The organism is Pseudooceanicola sp., from assembly GCF_029213205.1.
Taxonomy (GTDB): domain Bacteria; phylum Pseudomonadota; class Alphaproteobacteria; order Rhodobacterales; family Rhodobacteraceae; genus Pseudooceanicola.
The window spans coordinates 190,514-209,857 of record NZ_JARGNH010000003.1 but is presented as its reverse complement, the minus strand read 5'-3'; the positions used below and the strand labels follow the sequence as shown (position 1 = coordinate 209,857).

The 19,344-nt window shown below is 65.0% G+C and carries 13 protein-coding genes; 7 read left to right on the top strand and 6 right to left on the bottom strand.

Annotation, left to right across the window (positions count from 1 at the left end; all coding sequences use genetic code 11):
- Positions 1–2,162, bottom strand: a 2,162-nt coding sequence (locus P1U48_RS04605) for an adenosylcobalamin-dependent ribonucleoside-diphosphate reductase (protein WP_301067667.1), incomplete at its 3' end; no start/stop codon positions are given.
- A gap of 133 nt (positions 2,163–2,295) precedes the next feature.
- Here P1U48_RS04605 and P1U48_RS04600 point away from each other — a divergent pair.
- Positions 2,296–2,727, top strand: coding sequence for a DUF1489 domain-containing protein (locus P1U48_RS04600; RefSeq protein ID WP_301067666.1), 432 nt, complete (start codon positions 2,296–2,298; stop codon positions 2,725–2,727).
- Positions 2,728–2,900: 173 nt separating this feature from the next.
- Here the strand turns inward: P1U48_RS04600 and hisG are convergent, their stop codons facing one another.
- From hisG to hisS, 3 genes are read right to left on the bottom strand one after another with little or no spacing between them, the layout of a single operon-like run.
- Complete coding sequence (gene hisG, locus P1U48_RS04595; protein WP_301067665.1) at positions 2,901–3,596, bottom strand: ATP phosphoribosyltransferase; 696 nt, start codon at positions 3,594–3,596, stop codon at positions 2,901–2,903.
- Positions 3,593–4,681 (bottom strand): ATP phosphoribosyltransferase regulatory subunit, encoded by a 1,089-nt coding sequence (locus P1U48_RS04590; RefSeq protein ID WP_301067680.1) that lies wholly within the window; start codon positions 4,679–4,681, stop codon positions 3,593–3,595. The genes hisG and P1U48_RS04590 overlap by 4 nt, the downstream gene beginning before the upstream one ends.
- Positions 4,682–4,713: 32 nt before the next feature.
- Positions 4,714–6,309, bottom strand: coding sequence for a histidine--tRNA ligase (gene hisS / locus P1U48_RS04585; RefSeq protein ID WP_301067663.1), 1,596 nt, complete (start codon positions 6,307–6,309; stop codon positions 4,714–4,716).
- A gap of 168 nt (positions 6,310–6,477) precedes the next feature.
- Between hisS and P1U48_RS04580 the strand changes: the two genes are divergently transcribed.
- Positions 6,478–6,672 (top strand): SlyX family protein, encoded by a 195-nt coding sequence (locus tag P1U48_RS04580; protein WP_301067661.1) that lies wholly within the window; start codon positions 6,478–6,480, stop codon positions 6,670–6,672.
- Positions 6,673–6,692: 20 nt separating this feature from the next.
- Here the strand turns inward: P1U48_RS04580 and P1U48_RS04575 are convergent, their stop codons facing one another.
- Complete coding sequence (locus P1U48_RS04575; protein WP_301067659.1) at positions 6,693–7,847, bottom strand: hypothetical protein; 1,155 nt, start codon at positions 7,845–7,847, stop codon at positions 6,693–6,695.
- A 96-nt stretch (positions 7,848–7,943) separates the two neighbouring features.
- A complete protein-coding gene (gene dnaE / locus P1U48_RS04570) occupies positions 7,944–11,456 on the bottom strand; it encodes a DNA polymerase III subunit alpha (protein WP_301067658.1) in 3,513 nt (1,170 codons plus the stop codon).
- Positions 11,457–11,666: 210 nt separating this feature from the next.
- On the opposite strand from dnaE, the gene P1U48_RS04565 reads away from it, so the two are divergent.
- The 5 genes from P1U48_RS04565 to P1U48_RS04545 all read left to right on the top strand — a co-directional run bounded on the left by P1U48_RS04565 (position 11,667) and on the right by P1U48_RS04545 (position 19,284).
- Positions 11,667–12,953: an MFS transporter gene (locus P1U48_RS04565; protein ID WP_301067657.1), complete on the top strand. Its 1,287-nt coding sequence runs from the start codon at positions 11,667–11,669 to the stop codon at positions 12,951–12,953.
- A gap of 113 nt (positions 12,954–13,066) precedes the next feature.
- A complete protein-coding gene (xdhA, locus tag P1U48_RS04560) occupies positions 13,067–14,455 on the top strand; it encodes a xanthine dehydrogenase small subunit (protein WP_301067656.1) in 1,389 nt (462 codons plus the stop codon).
- On the top strand, positions 14,452–16,836 hold the full coding sequence (gene xdhB / locus P1U48_RS04555; RefSeq protein WP_301067654.1) for a xanthine dehydrogenase molybdopterin binding subunit: 2,385 nt from the start codon (positions 14,452–14,454) through the stop codon (positions 16,834–16,836). Before xdhA ends, xdhB begins: the two co-directional genes overlap by 4 nt.
- Positions 16,826–17,764 (top strand): xanthine dehydrogenase accessory protein XdhC, encoded by a 939-nt coding sequence (gene xdhC, locus P1U48_RS04550; RefSeq protein WP_301067653.1) that lies wholly within the window; start codon positions 16,826–16,828, stop codon positions 17,762–17,764. Before xdhB ends, xdhC begins: the two co-directional genes overlap by 11 nt.
- Positions 17,761–19,284, top strand: coding sequence for an ABC transporter ATP-binding protein (locus P1U48_RS04545; RefSeq protein ID WP_301067652.1), 1,524 nt, complete (start codon positions 17,761–17,763; stop codon positions 19,282–19,284). The genes xdhC and P1U48_RS04545 overlap by 4 nt, the downstream gene beginning before the upstream one ends.
- The last annotated feature ends 60 nt before the right edge of the window (positions 19,285–19,344 follow it).

Genomic DNA, 19,344 nt, shown 5'->3' with positions numbered 1-19,344 from the left:
CGGGTCAGCGCCACGGTCCAGGCGAAATGCTCCATGTTCTTGGAGTTGATGAACACCTCGAACGGGCGGCGATGGCCGCCGATGATGATGTCGTTGATGGTGATATAGATCGCGTGTTCGCTGTCCGGCCATTTCAGCTTGTAGGTATTGCCTTCAAGCGCCTGCGGCCGGTCGAGCGGTTCCTGCAGGTGGATGACGTCGCCGTGGGGGTGGTTGGGTTCGTCGTCGGAGGTGGCGAGGGCTTCGGGGGCGCTGTCATTATTCTCAGCCAGTTTTCCCAGCGAAACGCCCAGTGCATCCGCGATCTTGGTTAGAGTTGAGATCTTGGGCGAAACACTCTTCCCGCTCAAGATATCGTAGACCCCAGTTGAGTTGAGGCCGGCCTTTTCAGCAAGTGAACTAGCGTTGAATCCTTTTGTTTCCATCAATGTCCTTAGTCGCTCGACCATCGAAGAATGAACCGGCTTCTCCTCCACCGACAAAACCGACCCCGTCACATCATTGGGCCGGTAGGTGGTGCAGCCCTTACAGCCCTGATCCCAGGCGGCCATATAGACCTCTTTGAACGCGTCAAAGCTGATGTCTTCGGGGCAGTTGATGGTCTTGGAGATCGAGCTGTCGACCCATTTCTGCGCCGCCGCCTGCATCTTGACGTGATCCAGCGGTGCCAGGGTCTGGGCGTTGACGAAATACTCCGGCAGCGGCGCGTCGCCTTTCAGGTCCTGCCACATCTTGACTGCGTAATCGACCACCTTTTCCTCGCTGCGCGAGCCGTCCTTTTGCAGCACCTTGCGGGTGTAGGCATAGGCGAACACCGGTTCGATCCCGCTCGACACATTGCCGGCATAGAGGCTGATGGTGCCGGTCGGCGCGATCGAGGTCAGCAGGGCGTTGCGAATGCCATGGTCGCGCACCGCCTCGCGGACATCCGCATCCATCGTCTGCATGGTGCCGGAGGCGAGGTAGGGGTCGGCATCGAACAACGGAAACGCGCCCTTCTCCTTGGCCAGATCGACCGAGGCGAGGTAGCTTTCGCGGGCGATCAGGTGCAGCCATTGCTCGGTCTGCGCGGCGGCTTCGTCACTGCCATAGCGCAGGCCCAGCATCAGCAGTGCATCGGCCAGCCCGGTGACCCCGAGCCCGATCCGGCGTTTCGCCTGCGCCTCGGCCTGTTGCTGCGGCAGCGGGAAGCGCGAGGCATCGACGGTGTTGTCCATCATCCGAATGGCGGTGCGCACCAGTTTCGACAGCGCCGCGCCGTCCAGCTGCGCGGCGTCCGAAAACGGATCGGACACCAGCCGTGCCAGGTTCACCGAGCCGAGCAGGCAGGCGCCATAGGGCGGCAGCGGCTGTTCGCCGCAAGGGTTGGTCGCGGCAATGGTCTCGGCATAGCTGAGGTTGTTGGCGGCGTTGATCCGGTCGATGAAGATCACCCCCGGTTCCGCGTAATCATAGGTCGAGCGCATGATCTTGTTCCACAGATCCCGCGCCTGCAGGGTGCGATAGACCTTGCCGTCGAACACCAGATCCCAGCCGCCATCGGCCTTGACCGCCGCCATGAACGGATCGGTGACCAGCACCGAGACATTGAACATCCTGAGCCGGGCGGCATCGCTCTTGGCGGTGATGAATTCCTCGATATCCGGATGGTCGCACCGCATCGTCGCCATCATCGCGCCGCGCCGCGATCCGGCCGACATGATGGTGCGGCACATCGCATCCCAGACATCCATGAACGACAGCGGGCCCGAGGCATCCGCCGCCACGCCTTTGACCCCCGCGCCCTTGGGGCGGATGGTCGAGAAATCATAGCCGATGCCGCCGCCCTGCTGCATGGTCAGCGCCGCCTCTTTCAGCATCTCGAAAATGCCACCGAGGGAATCGGGGATGGTGCCCATGACAAAGCAGTTGAACAGCGTCACCCTGCGCCCGGTGCCGGCGCCGGCGGTGATCCGCCCGGCGGGCAGGAATTTGAAATCCTCCAGGGCCTGATAAAACGGCCCCTCCCAGGCCGCCGGATCGGCCTCGACCGCGGCCAGCGCCCCGGCAATGCGGCGCCAGCTGTCTTCGACCGACTGGTCGATCGGGGTTCCGTCGGCCTCTTTGAACCGATATTTGGCATCCCAGATCTGCTCGGCGATTGGGGCGGTAAATCGAGTCATGGGAATATCCAGTGGCGGCAGCAGGGGAAGCTTACCCTAGCACCGGTTGCCAATGGCCTCAATTGCGATATGGTTAAGTGAAAGCAACATATCGCGGAAATAGACCGCGTTACCACAACATCTTGGGGGTATCGTGGCGAGTTTTGTAAATCTGCTGAAACTTAGCGTCGGAACCGAGAGCGTCGAGTCGCTGATCGAATGGCAGGCGGCCGGTGCCCTGCGCAGCGCCGATGATCTGCCTTGCCATGTCACCAGAATGTGGCCAAGGCGCGAGGCCGAGGTGATCGCGGGCGGTTCGATCTATTGGGTAATAAAAGGGGTAATCCAGTGCCGTCAGCGGATCCTGCGGCTGGACGAGCTCACCCGCGCCGATGGCATCCGCCGCTGCGCCATCGCGATGGACCCCGAGCTGATCCGCACCACCCCGGCGCCGAAACGCGCCTTCCAGGGCTGGCGCTATCTGGCAGCGGGCGAAGCGCCGCCGGATCTGAGCGTCGCGCGGATCAGCGACGATGCGCTGCCGCCCGAGCTCTCGGCGGCGCTGGCCGATATCGGGGTGCTGTAGCCCGGCGGCAACGCGGCTGACACGGTCGGAGCCTCCGGCGGGAGTATTTTAGGAAAGATGAATTGGAAACACGCTCGTGCTTCATCTTTCGACAAATACTCCGGGGTTCGGGGCAGAGCCCCGACCAAGCCAAGGCATGCGCCGCTGGCGGCGCGCAATCTGGTCGAGCTGGATCAGGCGAGGCCGAGCCGGTCAATCAGGGCGGTCAGGGCGGCGCGGTCGCCCTCGTCGCAGGGCGCGTTTCGCGCGCGAAACAGCGTCGCCTGGCTGCGCAGCACCGGGCCATCGGTCAGCGGGCGCAGATGGTTGGCGCGCAGGGTCTCGCCGGTCGACGTGATGTCAGCCACCGCCTCGGCGGTCTCGTTGTTCACCGTGCCCTCGGTGGCGCCCTGGCTGTCGACCAGCTGGTAATCGGCGACCCCGGCCTCGCGCAGGTGATCGCGGATCAGCCGGTGATATTTGGTGGCGATGCGCAGCCGGAAGCCGTGCGCGCGCCGGAACGCCGCCGCCACCGCGTCAAGATCGTCGAGGGTTTCGACATCGACCCAGAAATCCGGCACCGCAATGATCAGGTCGGCATGGCCAAAGCCGAGTTCGGCCAGTTCTTCGACCTGCATGTCCCAGCGCGCCAGTTTCTCACGCACCAGATCGGTGCCGGTGACGCCGAGATGGATGCGTCCGGCCGCCAGTTCACGGGGGATTTCGCCCGCCGCCATCAGGATCAGCTCGACCCCGTCGACGCCCTCGACCCGGCCGGCATATTCGCGGTCCGACCCGGCCCGGCCCAGGGTCACGCCGCGCGCGCCGAACCAGTCAAAGGTCTTGTCCATCAGCCGTCCCTTTGACGGCACCCCCAGTTTGATGCTCATCCCAGCCCCCCCAGTTCCAGCACCAGCCCCGGGCGGATCACCCCGCCGACCGCGGGAATCGCCCGGCCCTGGCCCAGATGCCGAGTCAGCGCGTCATAGCGCCCGCCGCTGGCGACCGGGGGCAGATCGGGGCGATTTTCAGCGTAGAAGCCAAAGACGAACCCATCGTAATATTCCATATGGGTGCGGCCATAGCTGGCCTCGAAATCCAGCGCATCGACATCGACCCCGCGATCCGCCAGCGCCGTGGCGCGGGCATCCAGCCGGTCGATGGCGACGCCGATCCATGGCAGATCGACGGCGATATCGCGCAGACGCTCCAGCGCGAAGGGCATCTTTTCGCGCACCGCAAGAACCGCGTCGATCAGCGCGACGATCCCGGTCGGGATCGGATCGGCCGCCGCGTCTTCGCGCAGATTGTCCAACCGCGCGATCACCTCGGCGCGGCGGCGCAGCCCGATCTCGGCGCCGGTTCCGGCAAAGGGATCGGCGGCAGCGAGCAGCGCGGCGCGGCTGTCAGAGAGCGGTGCAGTGCTGGAGTAGCGATCCAGCAGCGCGCGGAACCGGCGCGGCCGCCAGATGTGGCGCATCAGCGCCTGTTTGCGTTTGTCGCTGGTTTGCAGCCCGGCCACCACCGCGGTCAGGATGCTGATATCGCCGGTGGCGGCGCGCAGCGACAGCGGCGCCAGGATGCTCTGGAACAGGGCGAACACCTCGGCATCCGCATCCGGCGGGCGGGTGGCGTCAAAGACCTCAAACCCGACCTGAAGGTATTCGTTGGCGCGATCCTCGTCCTCTTCCTGACGGCGAAACACCTCACCGGCATAGCAATAACGCGCCGGTTCGGCACCGTCGGCCATATGCATCTGCACCACCGGCACGGTGAAATCCGGGCGCAGCATCTGTTCGCCGCGCAGCGCGTCCGAGGTCACATAGGCGCGGGCGCGGATGTCTTCGCCATAGAGGTCCAGCAGGGTGGCGGCGGGTTGCAGCACCGCGGTTTCCACCGGCACCGCCCCGGCGTCCTGAAACCGCGCCGACAGGCGCGCGGCCTCGGCCCGGGCGGCGGCGCGGGCATCCGGGATCGCGGCAAAGGCCGGGCGCTCACCAGCGGCCATCAGCCCTGCCCCGCCAGGATTTCGCGCAGCTTGGCCACCAGCTGGTCACGCGGCACTTCGAATTGCGAGGGGCGTTCCTTCCATTCCTCCAGCGTCGCGTTCTCGGCGATCCTGGCGCCGAGGATCAGGTCCTTGATCTGCACCACACCGCGCGCCTTTTCATCGTCGCCCTCGATCACTGCGGCGGGTGAGCCGCGCTTGTCGGCATATTTGAGCTGATTGCCGAAATTCTTGGGATTGCCGAGATAGACCTCGGCGCGCAGGCCCGCCGCGCGGATCTCGCTGACCATACCCATGTAATCCGCCATCCGGTCGCGATCCATCACCGTGACCACCACCGGCCCCGACTCGGTGCCGCCAACCCGGCCCTTTTCGCGCAGCGCCGCCAGCAGCCGGTCCACCCCGATCGAAACCCCGGTGGCCGGGACCTCCTGGCCGGTGAAACGTTTCACCAGATCGTCATAGCGCCCGCCGCCAGCGACCGAACCGAACTGTCGCTTACGGCCCTTTTCGTCAAGGATTTCAAAGGTCAGCTCGGCCTCGAACACCGGGCCGGTGTAATAGCCGAGGCCACGAACGACGGAAGGGTCGATGGTGATGCGGTCGGGGCCATAACCTTGGGCAGCCAGCAAGTCAGAAATTTCACCGAGTTCCTTAATCCCCTGAAAACCAATTTCGGTCGAGCCGACCAAGCGCATCAAATGGTCCAATATCGCCCAATTCCACACCCTACCATCATGCTCAGTCGCCTCAGGTTGCCCGGAAATTGTTTCCCCCATACCACCCGGGATCCTGCCGTCTGGCTCAGGCGGCCCATTCCTCAATTCTTCTTCTACGATCAGGTTTGACGTGAGGAAACCTACGACTATTTCAATTTGCGCATCGCTCAGACCAACCCCGTCGATATAGGCCCCCGAGGCATCCAGCCGCCCCTTGCCCAAAAGCTCCCGCACCCCGGCTTCGCCAACCTTGTCGAACTTGTCGATGGTGCGCAGCACGTCCGCCGCCTGCGCCGCGTCGGTGACGCCCATCGCCTCCAGCACCCCGTTCAGCACCTTGCGGTTGTTGACCCGGATCAGGTAGTCGCCGCGCGGGATTCCGACCTCTTCCAGGCAATCCGCCAGCATCGCGCAGGTCTCGGCATCCGCTGCCGGGCTGGCGCTGCCAACGGTATCGGCGTCGCATTGATAGAACTGGCGATAGCGCCCCGGCCCCGGCTTTTCGTTGCGCCAGACTGGCCCCATCGCGTAGCGGCGGTAGGGCGTCGGCAGATCGTTGCGGTGCTGGGCATAGACCCGGGCCAGCGGCGCGGTCAGGTCATAGCGCAGCGCCAGCCAGTCGCCCTTGCCCTCTTCCTCGCCCTCCTGCCAAGCAAAGACGCCTTCGTTGGGGCGCTCGACATCGGGCAGGAACTTGCCCAGCGCCTCGACGGTTTCGACGGCGGCGCTTTCCAGCGCGTCAAAGCCATAGCGATGATAGACCCCGGCGATCCGCGCCAGCATCTCGGCGCGTTCGGTCACCTCGGCGCCGAAGTAGTCGCGAAACCCCTTCGGCGTTTCCGCCTTGGGGCGTGGAGTTTTCTTGATCTTGGCCATGCGTTTGTCCCGGTCAGGCTACGCGGCGCGGTCTAGCTTAAGCACCGGGGGCAAGCAAGCATTGGGCATAGGCGGATTGTTGGTAACACTCTATTAACTGTTCTGACGCCCTACATGCGCCGGATTGGGGTGAGTCGATTTTGAATAGGTTATTTTGAGGTGGTGGTGATGCGGGTGATCGAAGAAAAATTGGCACATTTGGATAAGACGGTCGAGGATCTGTCCGACGTGGTGGCGCGCCAGCAGAGCGAGATCACCATGCTGGCCCGCCGGGTCCAGTTGTTGATGGAGCGCGAGGCCGAGCGGGAATCACAGGCGCAATCCTCGGTCCATATCGCTGACAGCCCGCCGCCGCATTGGTAACCGCACCGGGGGGCCAGCGGTCAGGGGTGATGCACCTCGGAGGCGCTCAACTGACCGTCATGGATCAATAGATCGACCCAGCGCGACCCGTCGGCAAAGCTTTCATAAAGTGTCAGAAACGCGGTGCTGCGCTGCAACTGGCTGATGCGGTTGCCGCAGGGTTTGCCGCGTCTGGTGCCGCAGATTCGGCCCTTGATCCGCTCATAGGCCTTGTCGACCGCGCCCCAGTCGCGCGACTTTGACTCGGCGCTGTAGCGCATCGTCTCATGCACCGCCGCATCGCCAAACATGCCAAAGGTGGCGCGGGTCTGCCGGGGGCAGCCATCGGCAAAGCCGGTGATATAGAAATCATGCACGCCGATATTGCCCGGCTCACTGTCCAGCAGCCGATAGCGGGTGCCGCTGCTGGGGTATTTCGCCACCGGCTTGCCCATGGTGCTGCGACTGACGCCACAGGCGCGGCGCAATTGGCCAAAGACCAGCGGGCCGGAGAGATCGTCTTTTTCCAAAGGCTTGGCGGCGCGGCGCCCGAACCCGGCAAACAGCCCGGCGCGGGCGGTGGGCGGTGCTGCCTCTGTGGTGGCATCGGGTGCGGGGCTGGCAGCCGGATCAGACCCGGCCTCAGGCGTCGCCTGACCCTTGTTGCCAGATTTGCGCAGGAAACCGAACAGGCCGCGCCGGGGTTCCGGCGTGGTGGCCGGTTGCTTGGCAGTCGGGGCGGGAGGCGGGTCAGCCGCGGCATTCAGCTTGGCCGTCACTGGCGCCGCCCCGACGGGCGGATCGCGCGGCTTTGCGGATTTCAGGAACCCGAACAGCCCTGGTTTTGGCTTGGCCGGGCCGGTTTCGGGGGCCGGGCTGGCTTCGGGGTTCGGGCTGGCCACCTCCGTGGTGACAGGCTCCGGGGCGGCAAGATTCGGCATGGCCACCGGGTCCGCCTCGGGCGCTTTGCGGCGCAGAAAGCCAAAGAGACCGCGCGGTTTCGGCGTGGCGGCCTCTGTTGTCTGCGGTTCGGTGGCCTGCGACTCACGGGCCTCTGCCTCAGGCTCGGCCAGCGCCGACACCCGGCCAGCATCTGCGGGCAGATCGACCTCGGACAGGCGCGGCACCTGATCCAGAGAGCTGCCACACCCGGCCAGCCCAAGGCAGACAATGAACACCGACAACAGACGCAACACCAATACCAGCCCCCTATTTGCCTGCCCGGCCTACACGACCGGCCCGGCCCCGGTCCACATTTCTGTGCGATGGCCGAACGGCGCGACAGCGGGGGCCTAGATTTCCTCGACCGCCATCACCCCGCCCAGGCTCTTGATCGCACCGCGGATCTGCGGGGTCACCGGGTATTCGACACCGGTGTCGATCTCGACCTCGCCCGGCAATCCGGCGTCAAGCAGGCAGAACCGGATCGGGCCGCGCGGCATCCGTTTCAGGCTTTCCGCTGCCCCGGCCAGAACCGAGGCGACCGAAGGGATCGCCGCCGGATCCTCGACAAAGATCATCAGCCCGCTGGCCCCGGCATCGGCCACCACCGTCTCGATTGACTGAATCCCACGGGCCAGCAGTTTCAACTGCTCGCTCTCCAGGGTTGCCTCGACCGTCAGCACCACCTTTGAGCCGTTTTCCAGATAATCGCGCGCCGCCTCAAGCGTGTCGGAAAAGATCGTCACCTCATAGGCGCCGGTGGTGTCGGACAATTGCGCAAAGGCAAAGCGGTTGCCGCGCGCCGACTTACGCTCCTGCCGTCCAGCGACCACCCCGGCCATACGCGCCACCAGCGGGCCGCCCTGTGCCGCCTTGGTGACCTCGTCCAGCGTCTTGACGTCCTTGCGTTTCAGCGCGCCCATGTAATCGTCGAGCGGATGGCCGGAGAGATAGAATCCGACCGCCTGGAATTCCTGCGCCAGCCGTTCGGAGGGCAGCCAGTCATCGACCGGCGACAGCCGTGGTTCCGGCAGATCATCGCCCGCCTCGCCAAACAGCGACACCTGGTTCGAGGTCTTTTGTTCCCAGATCGCCGCCGAATAGCCAGTCAGCGCATCGAGGCTGTCAAACACCCGCCGCCGGTTTGGATCGAGCACATCAAAGGCCCCGGCCCGGGCCAGCATTTCCAGCGGGCGCTTGCCGATACGCTTCAGTTCAACCCGGCGGGCGACGTCGAACAGGTTGACAAAGGGCTTGTCGACCCCGTCCACCATCCGGCCCTCGACCAGCAGCCGCATCGCCTCGACCCCGACGTTTTTCAGCGCGCCCAGCGCATAGACCAGCGCGCCGTCGACCACCGTGAACGTCGCGGCCGAGCGATTGACGCAGGGCGGCACCCAGGGCAGCGCCAGCGCCTTTTTCACCTCTTCGAAATAGCCGCCCAGCTTGTCAGTGAGGTGGATATCGCAATTCATCACCCCGGCCATGAATTCCACCGGATGATTGGCCTTGAGCCAGGCGGTCTGATAGCTGACCACCGCATAGGCGGCGGCGTGGGATTTGTTGAACCCGTAATTGGCGAATTTTTCCAGAAGATCGAAAACCTCAGACGCCTTGGCCTGATCGACGCCGTTCTCCATCGCGCCTTTTTCGAATTTCGGGCGTTCCTTGGCCATCTCCTCGGCGATCTTCTTACCCATCGCCCGGCGCAGCAGATCGGCGCCGCCAAGACTGTAACCCGCCATCACCTGGGCGATCTGCATCACCTGTTCCTGATAGACGATAATCCCTTGAGTTTCCTCAAGGATATGGTCAATCAACGGGTGGATGCTTTCCAGTTTCTTGAGGCCGTTCTTGACCTCGCAATAGGTCGGGATGTTCTCCATCGGGCCCGGACGGTAGAGCGCGACCAGGGCAACGATATCCTCGATGCAGGTCGGCTTCATCCGTTTCAGCGCATCCATCATGCCTGAGCTTTCCACCTGGAACACCGCGACCGTCTTGGCGGCGGCGTAAAGCTCATAAGATTTCTGATCGTCCAGCGGGATCGCGTTGATCTGGTTCTCGGCGCCCTCGGCGGGCTCGTAGAGCCGGGTGCCATCGGCGGCCACATGCAGGGGGCGGCCCGAAGCGTGAATCTGGTCAATCGCGTTCTGGATCACCGTCAGGGTTTTCAACCCGAGAAAGTCGAATTTCACCAGCCCGGCCTGTTCGACCCATTTCATGTTGAACTGGGTCGCGGGCATGTCGGAACGCGGGTCCTGATAAAGCGGCACCAGTTGATCGAGCCGGCGATCCCCGATCACCACCCCGGCAGCGTGGGTCGACGCGTTGCGCAACAGCCCCTCGACCTGCATGCCGTAGTCGAGCAGCCGTTTGACCACCTCTTCGCTCTTGGCCTCGTCGCGCAGCCGTTCTTCCTGCGCCAGCGCCTGTTCGATGCTGACCGGCTTGACCCCTTCGACCGGGATCATCTTGGACAGGCGATCGACCTGGCCATAGGGCATTTGCAACACCCGCCCGATGTCGCGCACCGCCGCCTTGGACAGCAGGGCACCAAAGGTGATGATCTGGCCGACCTTGTCACGGCCGTATTTCTGTTGGACGTAACGGATCACCTCCTCGCGCCGGTCCATGCAAAAATCGATGTCGAAATCGGGCATCGAAACCCGCTCCGGGTTGAGGAACCGTTCGAACAGCAGGTTGTAGCGCAACGGGTCAAGGTCGGTGATGGTCAGCGCATAGGCCACCAGAGACCCGGCGCCGGAGCCCCGGCCCGGTCCGACCGGAATACTGTGATCCTTGGCCCATTTGATGAAATCCGCAACGATCAGAAAATAGCCGGGAAAACCCATGCCCTCGATGATGCCAAGCTCGAACTCCAGCCGTTTCTCATACTCTTCGACCGAGGTGGCATGCGGGATCACCGCCAGCCGGTCAGCCAGCCCCAGCTTGGCCTGACGGCGCAGCTCGTCGATCTCGTCATCGGCGAATTTCGGCAGGATCGGATCGCGCCGCTCAGCCGCGACAGCGCAGCGCCGGGCGATTTCAACGGTGTTTTCAGTCGCTTCCGGCAGGTCGGCAAACAGGGTCACCATCTCGCTGGGGGATTTGAAATAATGCTGCGGGGTCAGGCGGCGACGCGGCTCCTGCTGATCGACATAGGCGCCCTCGGCAATGCAGAGCAGCGCATCATGCGCCTCATACATCGATTCCTTGGGGAAATAGACGTCATTGGTGGCGACCAGCGGCAGATCCATCGCATAGGCCATTTCGACATGGCCGCGTTCGGTCAGCCGCTCGGCCTCGGGCAGGCCACCCTCGCCCGGATGGCGCTGCAACTCGACATAGAGCCGGTCGTCGAAGATCGCCTTGAGCCGCTGCATCAGCGCCTCGGCGGCGCCGCGTTGACCGGCGCGCAGCAGCCGACCCACCGGCCCGTCCGGCCCACCGCTGAGACAGATCAGCCCTGCACCATGGGCGGACAGCTCGTCCAGCGTCACATGCGGCAGCTCGCCGCGATGGTCGATGTAGAGGCAAGAGGACAGCCGCATCAGATTGGCATAGCCAGCGGCGTTCTGCGCCAGCAGCACCAGCGGCGCCGGTGGCTTGGCCTGCTGACCCGGTTCGACCGGCAGATAGGCCAGATCGACCTGACAGCCAAGGATCGGCTGAATCCCCGCTGCCGCTGCGGTGACCGAGAATTCCAGCGCACAGAACATCGAATTGGTGTCGGTGACCGCCACCGCCGGCATCCCCATCCGGTCGCACATCTCCGGCAGCTTCTTCAGCCGCAGCGCGCCTTCGAGAAGCGAATATTCGGTATGGGTGCGGAGGTGGATGAATCGGGGTTGGCTGTTCATTGGGTGAGATTAGCGTGGCTTGGCGCGGGGCAAAACTGCAATCGTCGTCGATCCCGGCAGGTCGGCGCGCGGTGCAGGATGAAACCGGCGAGAATCCGGCAGACGGCGAAATGCGAGCTCTGAAAGGGTTGCTGAACACGCTTTAATTTTTGCAGATGCAGATATATGCCCAGATCAAGACAGGCCAAAGGGCCGCGAAAAGGGACAGCAATGATATCGAACTGGATTGCGGAGCGGATGGCGCGCCGGGGCTGGCATTATGGCTGGGTCGTGGTCGCAGTGACCTTTCTGACCACGTTATCGACCGCGGGTGGAATGGGTGCGGCAGGCATCATGATCCCGCCCCTGCGCGCAGAGTTTGGCTGGTCGACCGAAACGATCTCGAGTGCGATGGCGCTGCGGCTGGGGCTGTTCGGGCTGGTCGCGCCCTTTGCGGCAGCGCTGATGGCGCGGTTCGGGGTGCGGGCGGTGGCGATGACGGCGACAACGATGATCACCATCGGGGTCTGCGGCTCGATCTTCATGACCGAAGCCTGGCATCTGATGCTGTGGTGGGGCGTTGTCGCGGGAACTGGCACCGGCATGACGGCGCTGGTGATGGGCGCCACGGTGGCCACCCGCTGGTTCGGTGCGCGGCGCGGGCTGGTTGTCGGTGTGCTGACGGCGGCGAACGCCACCGGACAGCTGATTTTCCTGCCCGCCCTGGCCGCGATATCCGAGGCATATGGCTGGCGCATGGCGCTGGTCGGCACCATGCTGGCGATCTCCGCCGCCTTTGTCCTGGTGGCGTTGTTGATGCACGATCACCCCTCGGACCTTGGCCTTGCCGCCTTTGGCGAAACCGAGGTGAAGCCACCCGCACAGATGGCCAAAGGGCTGATGCCACTGATCGCGGCCCCCTTTGTGGTGCTGCGCGCGGCGTCGCGCACGGGCACTTTCTGGGCGCTGTTCGGCACCTTCTTTATCTGCGGCATGTCGACCAACGGGCTGATTCAGACCCACTGGGTGTCGATCTGCGGCGATTTCGGGCTGTTGCCAGTGGCGGCAGCCAGCATTCTGGCGCTGATCGGCGTGTTCGACTTTATCGGCACCATCGGGTCGGGCTGGCTGTCGGACAAGTTCGATAGCCGCTGGTTGCTGTTCTGGTATTACGGGCTGCGCGGGCTGTCGCTGGTGTTTCTCAGCTACTCCGGGTTTCTGCCCATCGGCCTGGGAATATTCGCGATCTTCTATGGCCTCGACTGGATCGCCACGGTGCCGCCAACGGTGAAACTGGCGGCCCAGCGGTTCGGACCCGAGCAGGCGGGCATGGTGTTCGGCTGGGTCTTTGCCGGGCATCAGCTGGGCGCGGCGACCGCCACTTGGGGTGCGGGCGCGATCCGCACCGCAACCGGCACCTATATGCCCGCGCTTCAGACCGCCGGTTTGCTGTGTCTGCTTGCTGCGATGGCAATTTTGTCGGTGCGCAGGACCCCAAGACCGGCTTTGGGCACCTAAACGCTTCAAATTTCTTGCGTTGCGGGCAAGCGGAGGCTTCACTGTGGTAAGGCTTCCGCTTTACGCCGCATCGGGCGGGACCGTTCAGGGAACAGACAGCGGCGGTGCCTATTATGAAGATCTCCTTTCTCTTGAACGGAGCGCCTGTCGAACTCGACCAGGTCTCGCCGCAGATGACCCTGCTGGATTATTTACGCACCCAGCGCGGGCTGACTGGCACCAAAGAAGGTTGCAACGAAGGCGATTGTGGCGCCTGCACCGTGATGCTGCGCGATGGCACCAGCCGCCGGGCGTTGAACGCCTGTATCCTGCTGATGCCCCAGCTGCATGGGCGTGAGGTGACCACGGTCGAAGGCCTGCCTGCCCCTGACGGCAGCCTGCATCCGGTCCAGCAGGCGATGATCGATCACCACGGATCGCAATGCGGGTTCTGCACCCCGGGCATCGTGATGTCGCTGGCCGCCGCGCACAGCAGCGGCGCCAAGGATTACGATTCGGTGCTGGCGGGCAATCTGTGCCGCTGCACCGGCTATGCGCCGATCATCCGCGCCGCCGAAGCGGCGGCAAAGCTGACGGTGCCCGCGCATCTGGCAAAGCCGGCCGAAGCCCCGACAGTCCCCAATCCCGAGGATGACCTGACCGGTGGCGACGCGGCGGTGATCGCCGATGCCGATCAACTGGCGGATTGGTGCCTGGCGCATCCCGACGGGGTGATCGTCGGCGGTGCCACCGATGTCGGGCTCTGGGTGACCAAGCGGCTCGACACTCTTGGGCCGGTGGCCTTTGTCGGGCGCTGCGCCGACCTCAGAGAGGTCACGCTCTCCGGCTCCGGCCTGCAGATCGGCGCGGCGGTGACGATCAACGAACTGGCCCGGGCGCTGACCCCGCTCTATCCCGACTTCGCCGCGATGCTGTCGCGCTTTGGCTCGGTCCAGGTGCGCAACGCCGCCACCATTGGCGGCAATATCGCCAATGGCTCGCCGATTGGCGACGCGCCACCGGCGCTGATCGCCCTGGGCGCCCGACTGCATCTACGCCGGGGCAGTGACCGCCGGGTGATCCCGCTAGAGGATTTCTTTGTCGCCTATGGCCAGCAGGACCGGCAGCCTGGCGAATTCGTCGAAGCGGTGAGCATCCCGCGTCAGCCCGACCGGCTGGCTTGCTACAAGGTCTCCAAACGCTTCGACCAGGATATCTCGGCCCTGTGCGGCTGTTTCAACGTGCAGGTCACCGATGGCGTGGTGACCGGCGCCCGCATCGGCTTTGGCGGTATGGCCGGGGTGCCCAAACGCGCCAGCCATGTCGAAGCGGCACTGATGGATATGCCTTGGAACGAGGACGCGATTGCCGGAACCTGGGACGCCTGGGCGGCGGATTTCACCCCGATGAGCGACATGCGCGCCTCGGCCGATTACCGTCTGGAGACGGCGCGGAACCTTCTGGTGCGTTATTACCTTGAGGATCTGGGTGCCGCGACCCGGGTGCGCGAGGTGTCAGCATGACTGCCCCCCGCCCGCTGCCGCATGACAGCGCTACGCTGCATGTCACCGGTACCGCCAATTATGTCGATGATCTGCAGGCGCCCGCCGGGGCGCTGCACCTGGCCTTTGGGCTGAGCCAGATGGCGCGCGGCACCATCACCGCGATGGATCTGGAGCCGGTGCGCGCCGCCCCCGGCGTGGTCGCGGTGATCACCGCCGCCGATCTGCCCTTTGCCAACGATGTCTCGCCCTCGGTCCATGACGAGCCGCTGCTGACCGATGCCGAGGTACATTATCTCGGGCAGCCGATCTTTCTGGTGATCGCCCGCTCGCATCTGGCCGCCCGCGCCGCCGCAAGGCTGGGCCGGATCGAGATCGCCGCAGCGGAGCCGATCCTCAGCATAGATCAGGCGCTGGCCGCCGATAGCCACTTTGAAGAGGGGCCGCGGATCTACGAAAAGGGCGATGCGGCAGCGGCGATTGCCGGGGCCGAGCAGGTGCTGGAGGGCCGGTTCGAGATCGGCGGCCAGGAGCATTTCTACCTGGAAGGCCAGGCGGCGATGGCGGTGCCGCAGGAAGCCGGGCAGATGCTGATCCATTCCTCGACCCAGCACCCGACCGAGATCCAGCACAAGGTGGCCGAGGCGCTGGGCCGTCCGATGCATGATGTGCGGGTGGAAATGCGCCGGATGGGCGGCGGCTTTGGCGGCAAGGAAAGCCAGGGCAATGCGCTGGCCGTCGCCTGCGCGCTGGCGGCACGGGCCACCGGCCAGGTCTGCCGGATGCGTTATGACCGCGACGACGACATGATGGTGACCGGCAAGCGGCATGATTTCCGGATCGATTACCGGGTCGGGTTCGACGGTGATGGCCGCATCAGCGGGGTCGACTTCGTGCAGTATGCGCGCTGCGGCTGGGCCCAGGATCTGTCACTGCCGGTGGCGGATCGGGCGATGCTGCATGCCGACAATGCCTATCTGTTGCCCGCCTGCCGGATCGAGAGTCACCGTCTGAAGACCAACACCCAGAGCGCCACCGCCTTTCGCGGTTTTGGCGGCCCGCAGGGGATGATCGGGATCGAGCGGGTGCTGGATCACATCGCTCATCATCTGGGCCTGGACCCGCTGGCGGTGCGGCGGCTGAATTATTATGCCGATGCCGATGACATCGGCGCTGGCGGGGGGCTGTCTGCCCCCCACTCGGGCATCCGCCCGAGCCCCCCCGAGAATATTTCCGGCAAGATGAAGCCGGACGCTGATGGCGGCATTCAGACCACACCCTATGGTATGGAAGTTGAGGATTTCATCCTCAACGCGATGACCGAGACGCTGGTGGCGGAGAGCGACTATCTGGCCCGCCGGGCGGCGGTCGCGGCCTGGAATGAAAGCCAGCCGATCCTGAAGAAGGGCATCGCACTGACGCCGGTGAAATTCGGGATTTCCTTTACCCTGACCCATCTGAACCAGGCCGGGGCGCTGGTGCATGTCTATCAGGACGGCTCGGTCGCGATGAACCACGGCGGCACCGAAATGGGCCAGGGGCTGAACCGCAAGGTGCAGCAGGTGGCGGCGCGGGTGTTCGGGATCGACCCCGGCGGGGTGCGGATCACCGCGACCGATACCGCCAAGGTGCCCAACACCTCGGCCACCGCCGCGTCGAGCGGCGCCGATCTGAACGGGATGGCGGTGCAGGTGGCCTGTGAAACCATTCGCGATCGGATGGCCGAAATCATCGGCGCCCTGCATCAATGCCCGGCGAGCGCGGTGGCCTTCGAGGCCGACGAAGTCCGGGCCGGAGCGACGACCCTGAGCTTTGCCGAAGCCGCCAAGCTGGCCTATGAGAACCGGGTCAGCCTGTCGGCCTCCGGATTCTACAAGACCCCGAAAGTGGCCTGGGACCGGATCGCCGGCAAGGGGCGGCCGTTTTTCTATTTTGCCTATGGCGCGGCGATCAGCGAGGTGGTGATCGACACGCTCACCGGCGAATACCGGATTCTGCGCGCCGACATTCTGCATGACGCCGGCACCAGCCTGAATCCGGCGCTGGATATCGGCCAGATCGAGGGCGGCTATGTCCAGGGCGCCGGCTGGCTGACCACCGAGGAGCTGATCTGGGACGATAACGGGCGGCTGCGCACCCATGCGCCCTCGACCTACAAGATTCCGGCTTGCGGCGACCGGCCGGATATTTTCCGGGTCAGCCTCTGGGATGCCCCGAACCGTGAAGAGACGGTACAGCGCTCAAAAGCGGTGGGTGAGCCGCCGTTGATGCTGGGCATTTCCGCCTTTCTGGCGCTGAGCGATGCGGTGGCCGCCTGCGGGACCGCCTATCCGGCATTGGATGCCCCGGCGACGCCCGAGGCGATATTGGCGGCGGTGACACGGGTGCGCGATGGCGATTGAGCTCGAGCAACTGCGCCGCATCGTGGCGGCCGAAGGCCGGGTCGTCCGGGTGGTGGTGGCAGCGGTGCGCGGCTCGGCGCCGCGCGAGGTCGGCGCGGCGATGATCGTCGGGCCCGGCGGCGCCAGCGGCACCATCGGCGGCGGCGCGTTGGAATATGAGGCGATCGGACGGGCGCAGGAACTGGACGGCCCGATGACGATCTGGAGCGCGCTTGGCCCCGACCTCGGGCAATGCTGCGGCGGCTCAGTGGCGCTGGTCTATGAGCCCATCGACGCCGCGACACTGGCGGCGTTGCCGGAAGGCGCCTATGCGCGCCCGGTCGCGGCAGAACCCGGTGACATGCCGCTCGGTATCCGGCGCCGTATGGCAGCAGCCCGGGGCAGCGGCGCGGATGTCGAGACCCTGCTGGAGGGCGGCTGGCTGCTGGAATCCGTGGCGCCACCGCGGCGGGCGCTGTGGATCTGGGGCGCCGGTCATGTCGGCCGCGCCCTGGTTGCGGTGATGGCGCCCCTGCCCGGCCTGGCGATCACCTGGATCGACACCACGCCTGAGCGATTTCCCGAGGATATCCCGGCGGGAGTCGAGACGATCCCGGCTGCCGATCCGGCGGTGCTGGCGGCACATGCGCCGCCGGACGCGGCGCATCTGGTGCTGACCTATGCCCATGCGCTGGATCTGGCGATCTGCGACGCGCTGCTGCGCCGCGGCTTTGGCTGGGCCGGGCTGATCGGATCGAAGACCAAATGGGCGCGGTTCCGCAAACGGCTGACAGCAGCGGGCCATGCGGATGCGCATATTTCCCGCATCCAGTGCCCGATCGGCGACAAACGCCTCGGCAAACATCCCCAGGCGATTGCCGTCGGGGTGGCTGCGGCCTTATTGATGAATGTGGCGCAGCAGGATATCCGAAAGGACAGGACCGCGTGACCGAGACAGACATATTGCTTTCGATCCGGGGGCTGACCAAAGCCTATCCCGGCGTGGTCGCCAATGACGGCGTCTCCCTTGATATCCTGCGCGGCGAGGTGCACGCGCTCTTGGGCGAGAACGGTGCCGGGAAATCGACGCTGGTCAAGATGATCTATGGGCTGGTGAAACCGGACAGCGGCGAGATGGTGCTGAACGGCGCCCCCTTTGCCCCGGCGGAGCCGCAGGCGGCGCGGGCCTCGGGCGTGGCGATGGTGTTTCAGCATTTCTCACTGTTTGACGCGCTGAATGTGGCCGAGAATATCGCGCTCGGCATGGCCGATCCGCCAAAGATGCGCGACCTGGCACAGCGGATCCGCGAGGTGTCCGAACAATATGGCCTGCCGCTGGATCCTGACCGCCTGGTCGGCAATCTGAGTGCGGGCGAGCGTCAGCGGGTCGAGATTGTGCGCTGCCTGTTGCAGGATCCCAAGCTGCTGATCATGGACGAGCCAACCTCGGTGCTGACCCCGCAGGAGGTCGAGATTCTGTTCGCCACCCTGCGCAAGCTCAGCGCCGAGGGCACCTCGATCCTATATATTTCCCATAAGCTTGAGGAAATCCGCACGCTTTGCGACGAGGCCACGATCCTGCGGCTGGGCAAGAAGGTGGCGACCTGCGTGCCGCGCGACACCACCGCCCGAGACATGGCCGAACTGATGGTCGGCGCCGAACTGCATGTGCCGGAACGGGCAGGCAAGCTGCCCGGCCCGGTGCGGCTGGCGGTGAACCGGCTGAACATCGCCTCACCGGCGCAATTCGGCACATCGCTGAAAGATATCGATTTTGAGGTGCGCGGCGGCGAAGTGCTGGGCCTGGCCGGGGTTGCCGGAAATGGCCAGGACGAGCTGCTGGCGGCGCTCTCGGGCGAAATGCTCAGTTCTGCGGAGATGGTCAGCTTTGACGGACGCGAGATCGGCAACCTGGGGCCGACGGCGCGGCGCCGGATGGGGCTGTTGAGCGCGCCCGAAGAACGGCTGGGCCACGCGGCGGCGCCGGATATGAGCCTGACGGAGAACGCGCTGCTGACCGGGGTCGAACGCGAGGGGCTGGAACGCCACGGGTTTCTATACTGGGGCAAGGCGCGGGACTTTGCCGAGGCGATCATCAAGAGGTTCGATGTGCGCACCCCGGGCACCGAAAACGCGGCGCGGTCGCTGTCGGGGGGGAATTTGCAGAAATTCGTCATTGGCCGCGAGGTGATGCAGAGGCCCGGGGTGCTGGTGGTCAATCAGCCGACCTGGGGCGTCGACGCCGCCGCCGCTGCGGTGATCCGCCAGGCGCTGCTTGACCTGGCCGAGGGCGGCACCGCGGTGATCGTGATCAGCCAGGACCTGGACGAATTGATGGAGGTCTCGGACCGCTTTGCGGCGCTGAACGAAGGCCGGTTGAGCACGGTGGTCCCCGCCAAGGGGCTGTCGGTCGAACAGATCGGGCTGATGATGGGCGGCGCCCACGGGATGGAGGTGGCGCATGTCTAGGGCCGGTGAATTCAGGAGATTTGGTTTGGGCGCGCACGCACGCCCGGCTTTGGTGCCCCT

Excerpts from the sequence above, each read along its gene's own strand:
- hisG (WP_301067665.1), bottom strand. The coding sequence starts at position 3,596 with ATGAGCATCAAACTGGGGGTGCCGTCAAAGGGACGGCTGATGGACAAG.
- hisS (WP_301067663.1), bottom strand. The coding sequence starts at position 6,309 with ATGGCCAAGATCAAGAAAACTCCACGCCCCAAGGCGGAAACGCCGAAG.
- P1U48_RS04580 (WP_301067661.1), top strand. The coding sequence starts at position 6,478 with ATGCGGGTGATCGAAGAAAAATTGGCACATTTGGATAAGACGGTCGAG.
- dnaE (WP_301067658.1), bottom strand. The coding sequence starts at position 11,456 with ATGAACAGCCAACCCCGATTCATCCACCTCCGCACCCATACCGAATAT.
- P1U48_RS04565 (WP_301067657.1), top strand. The coding sequence starts at position 11,667 with ATGATATCGAACTGGATTGCGGAGCGGATGGCGCGCCGGGGCTGGCAT.
- xdhA (WP_301067656.1), top strand. The coding sequence starts at position 13,067 with ATGAAGATCTCCTTTCTCTTGAACGGAGCGCCTGTCGAACTCGACCAG.
- xdhB (WP_301067654.1), top strand. The coding sequence starts at position 14,452 with ATGACTGCCCCCCGCCCGCTGCCGCATGACAGCGCTACGCTGCATGTC.
- xdhC (WP_301067653.1), top strand. The coding sequence starts at position 16,826 with ATGGCGATTGAGCTCGAGCAACTGCGCCGCATCGTGGCGGCCGAAGGC.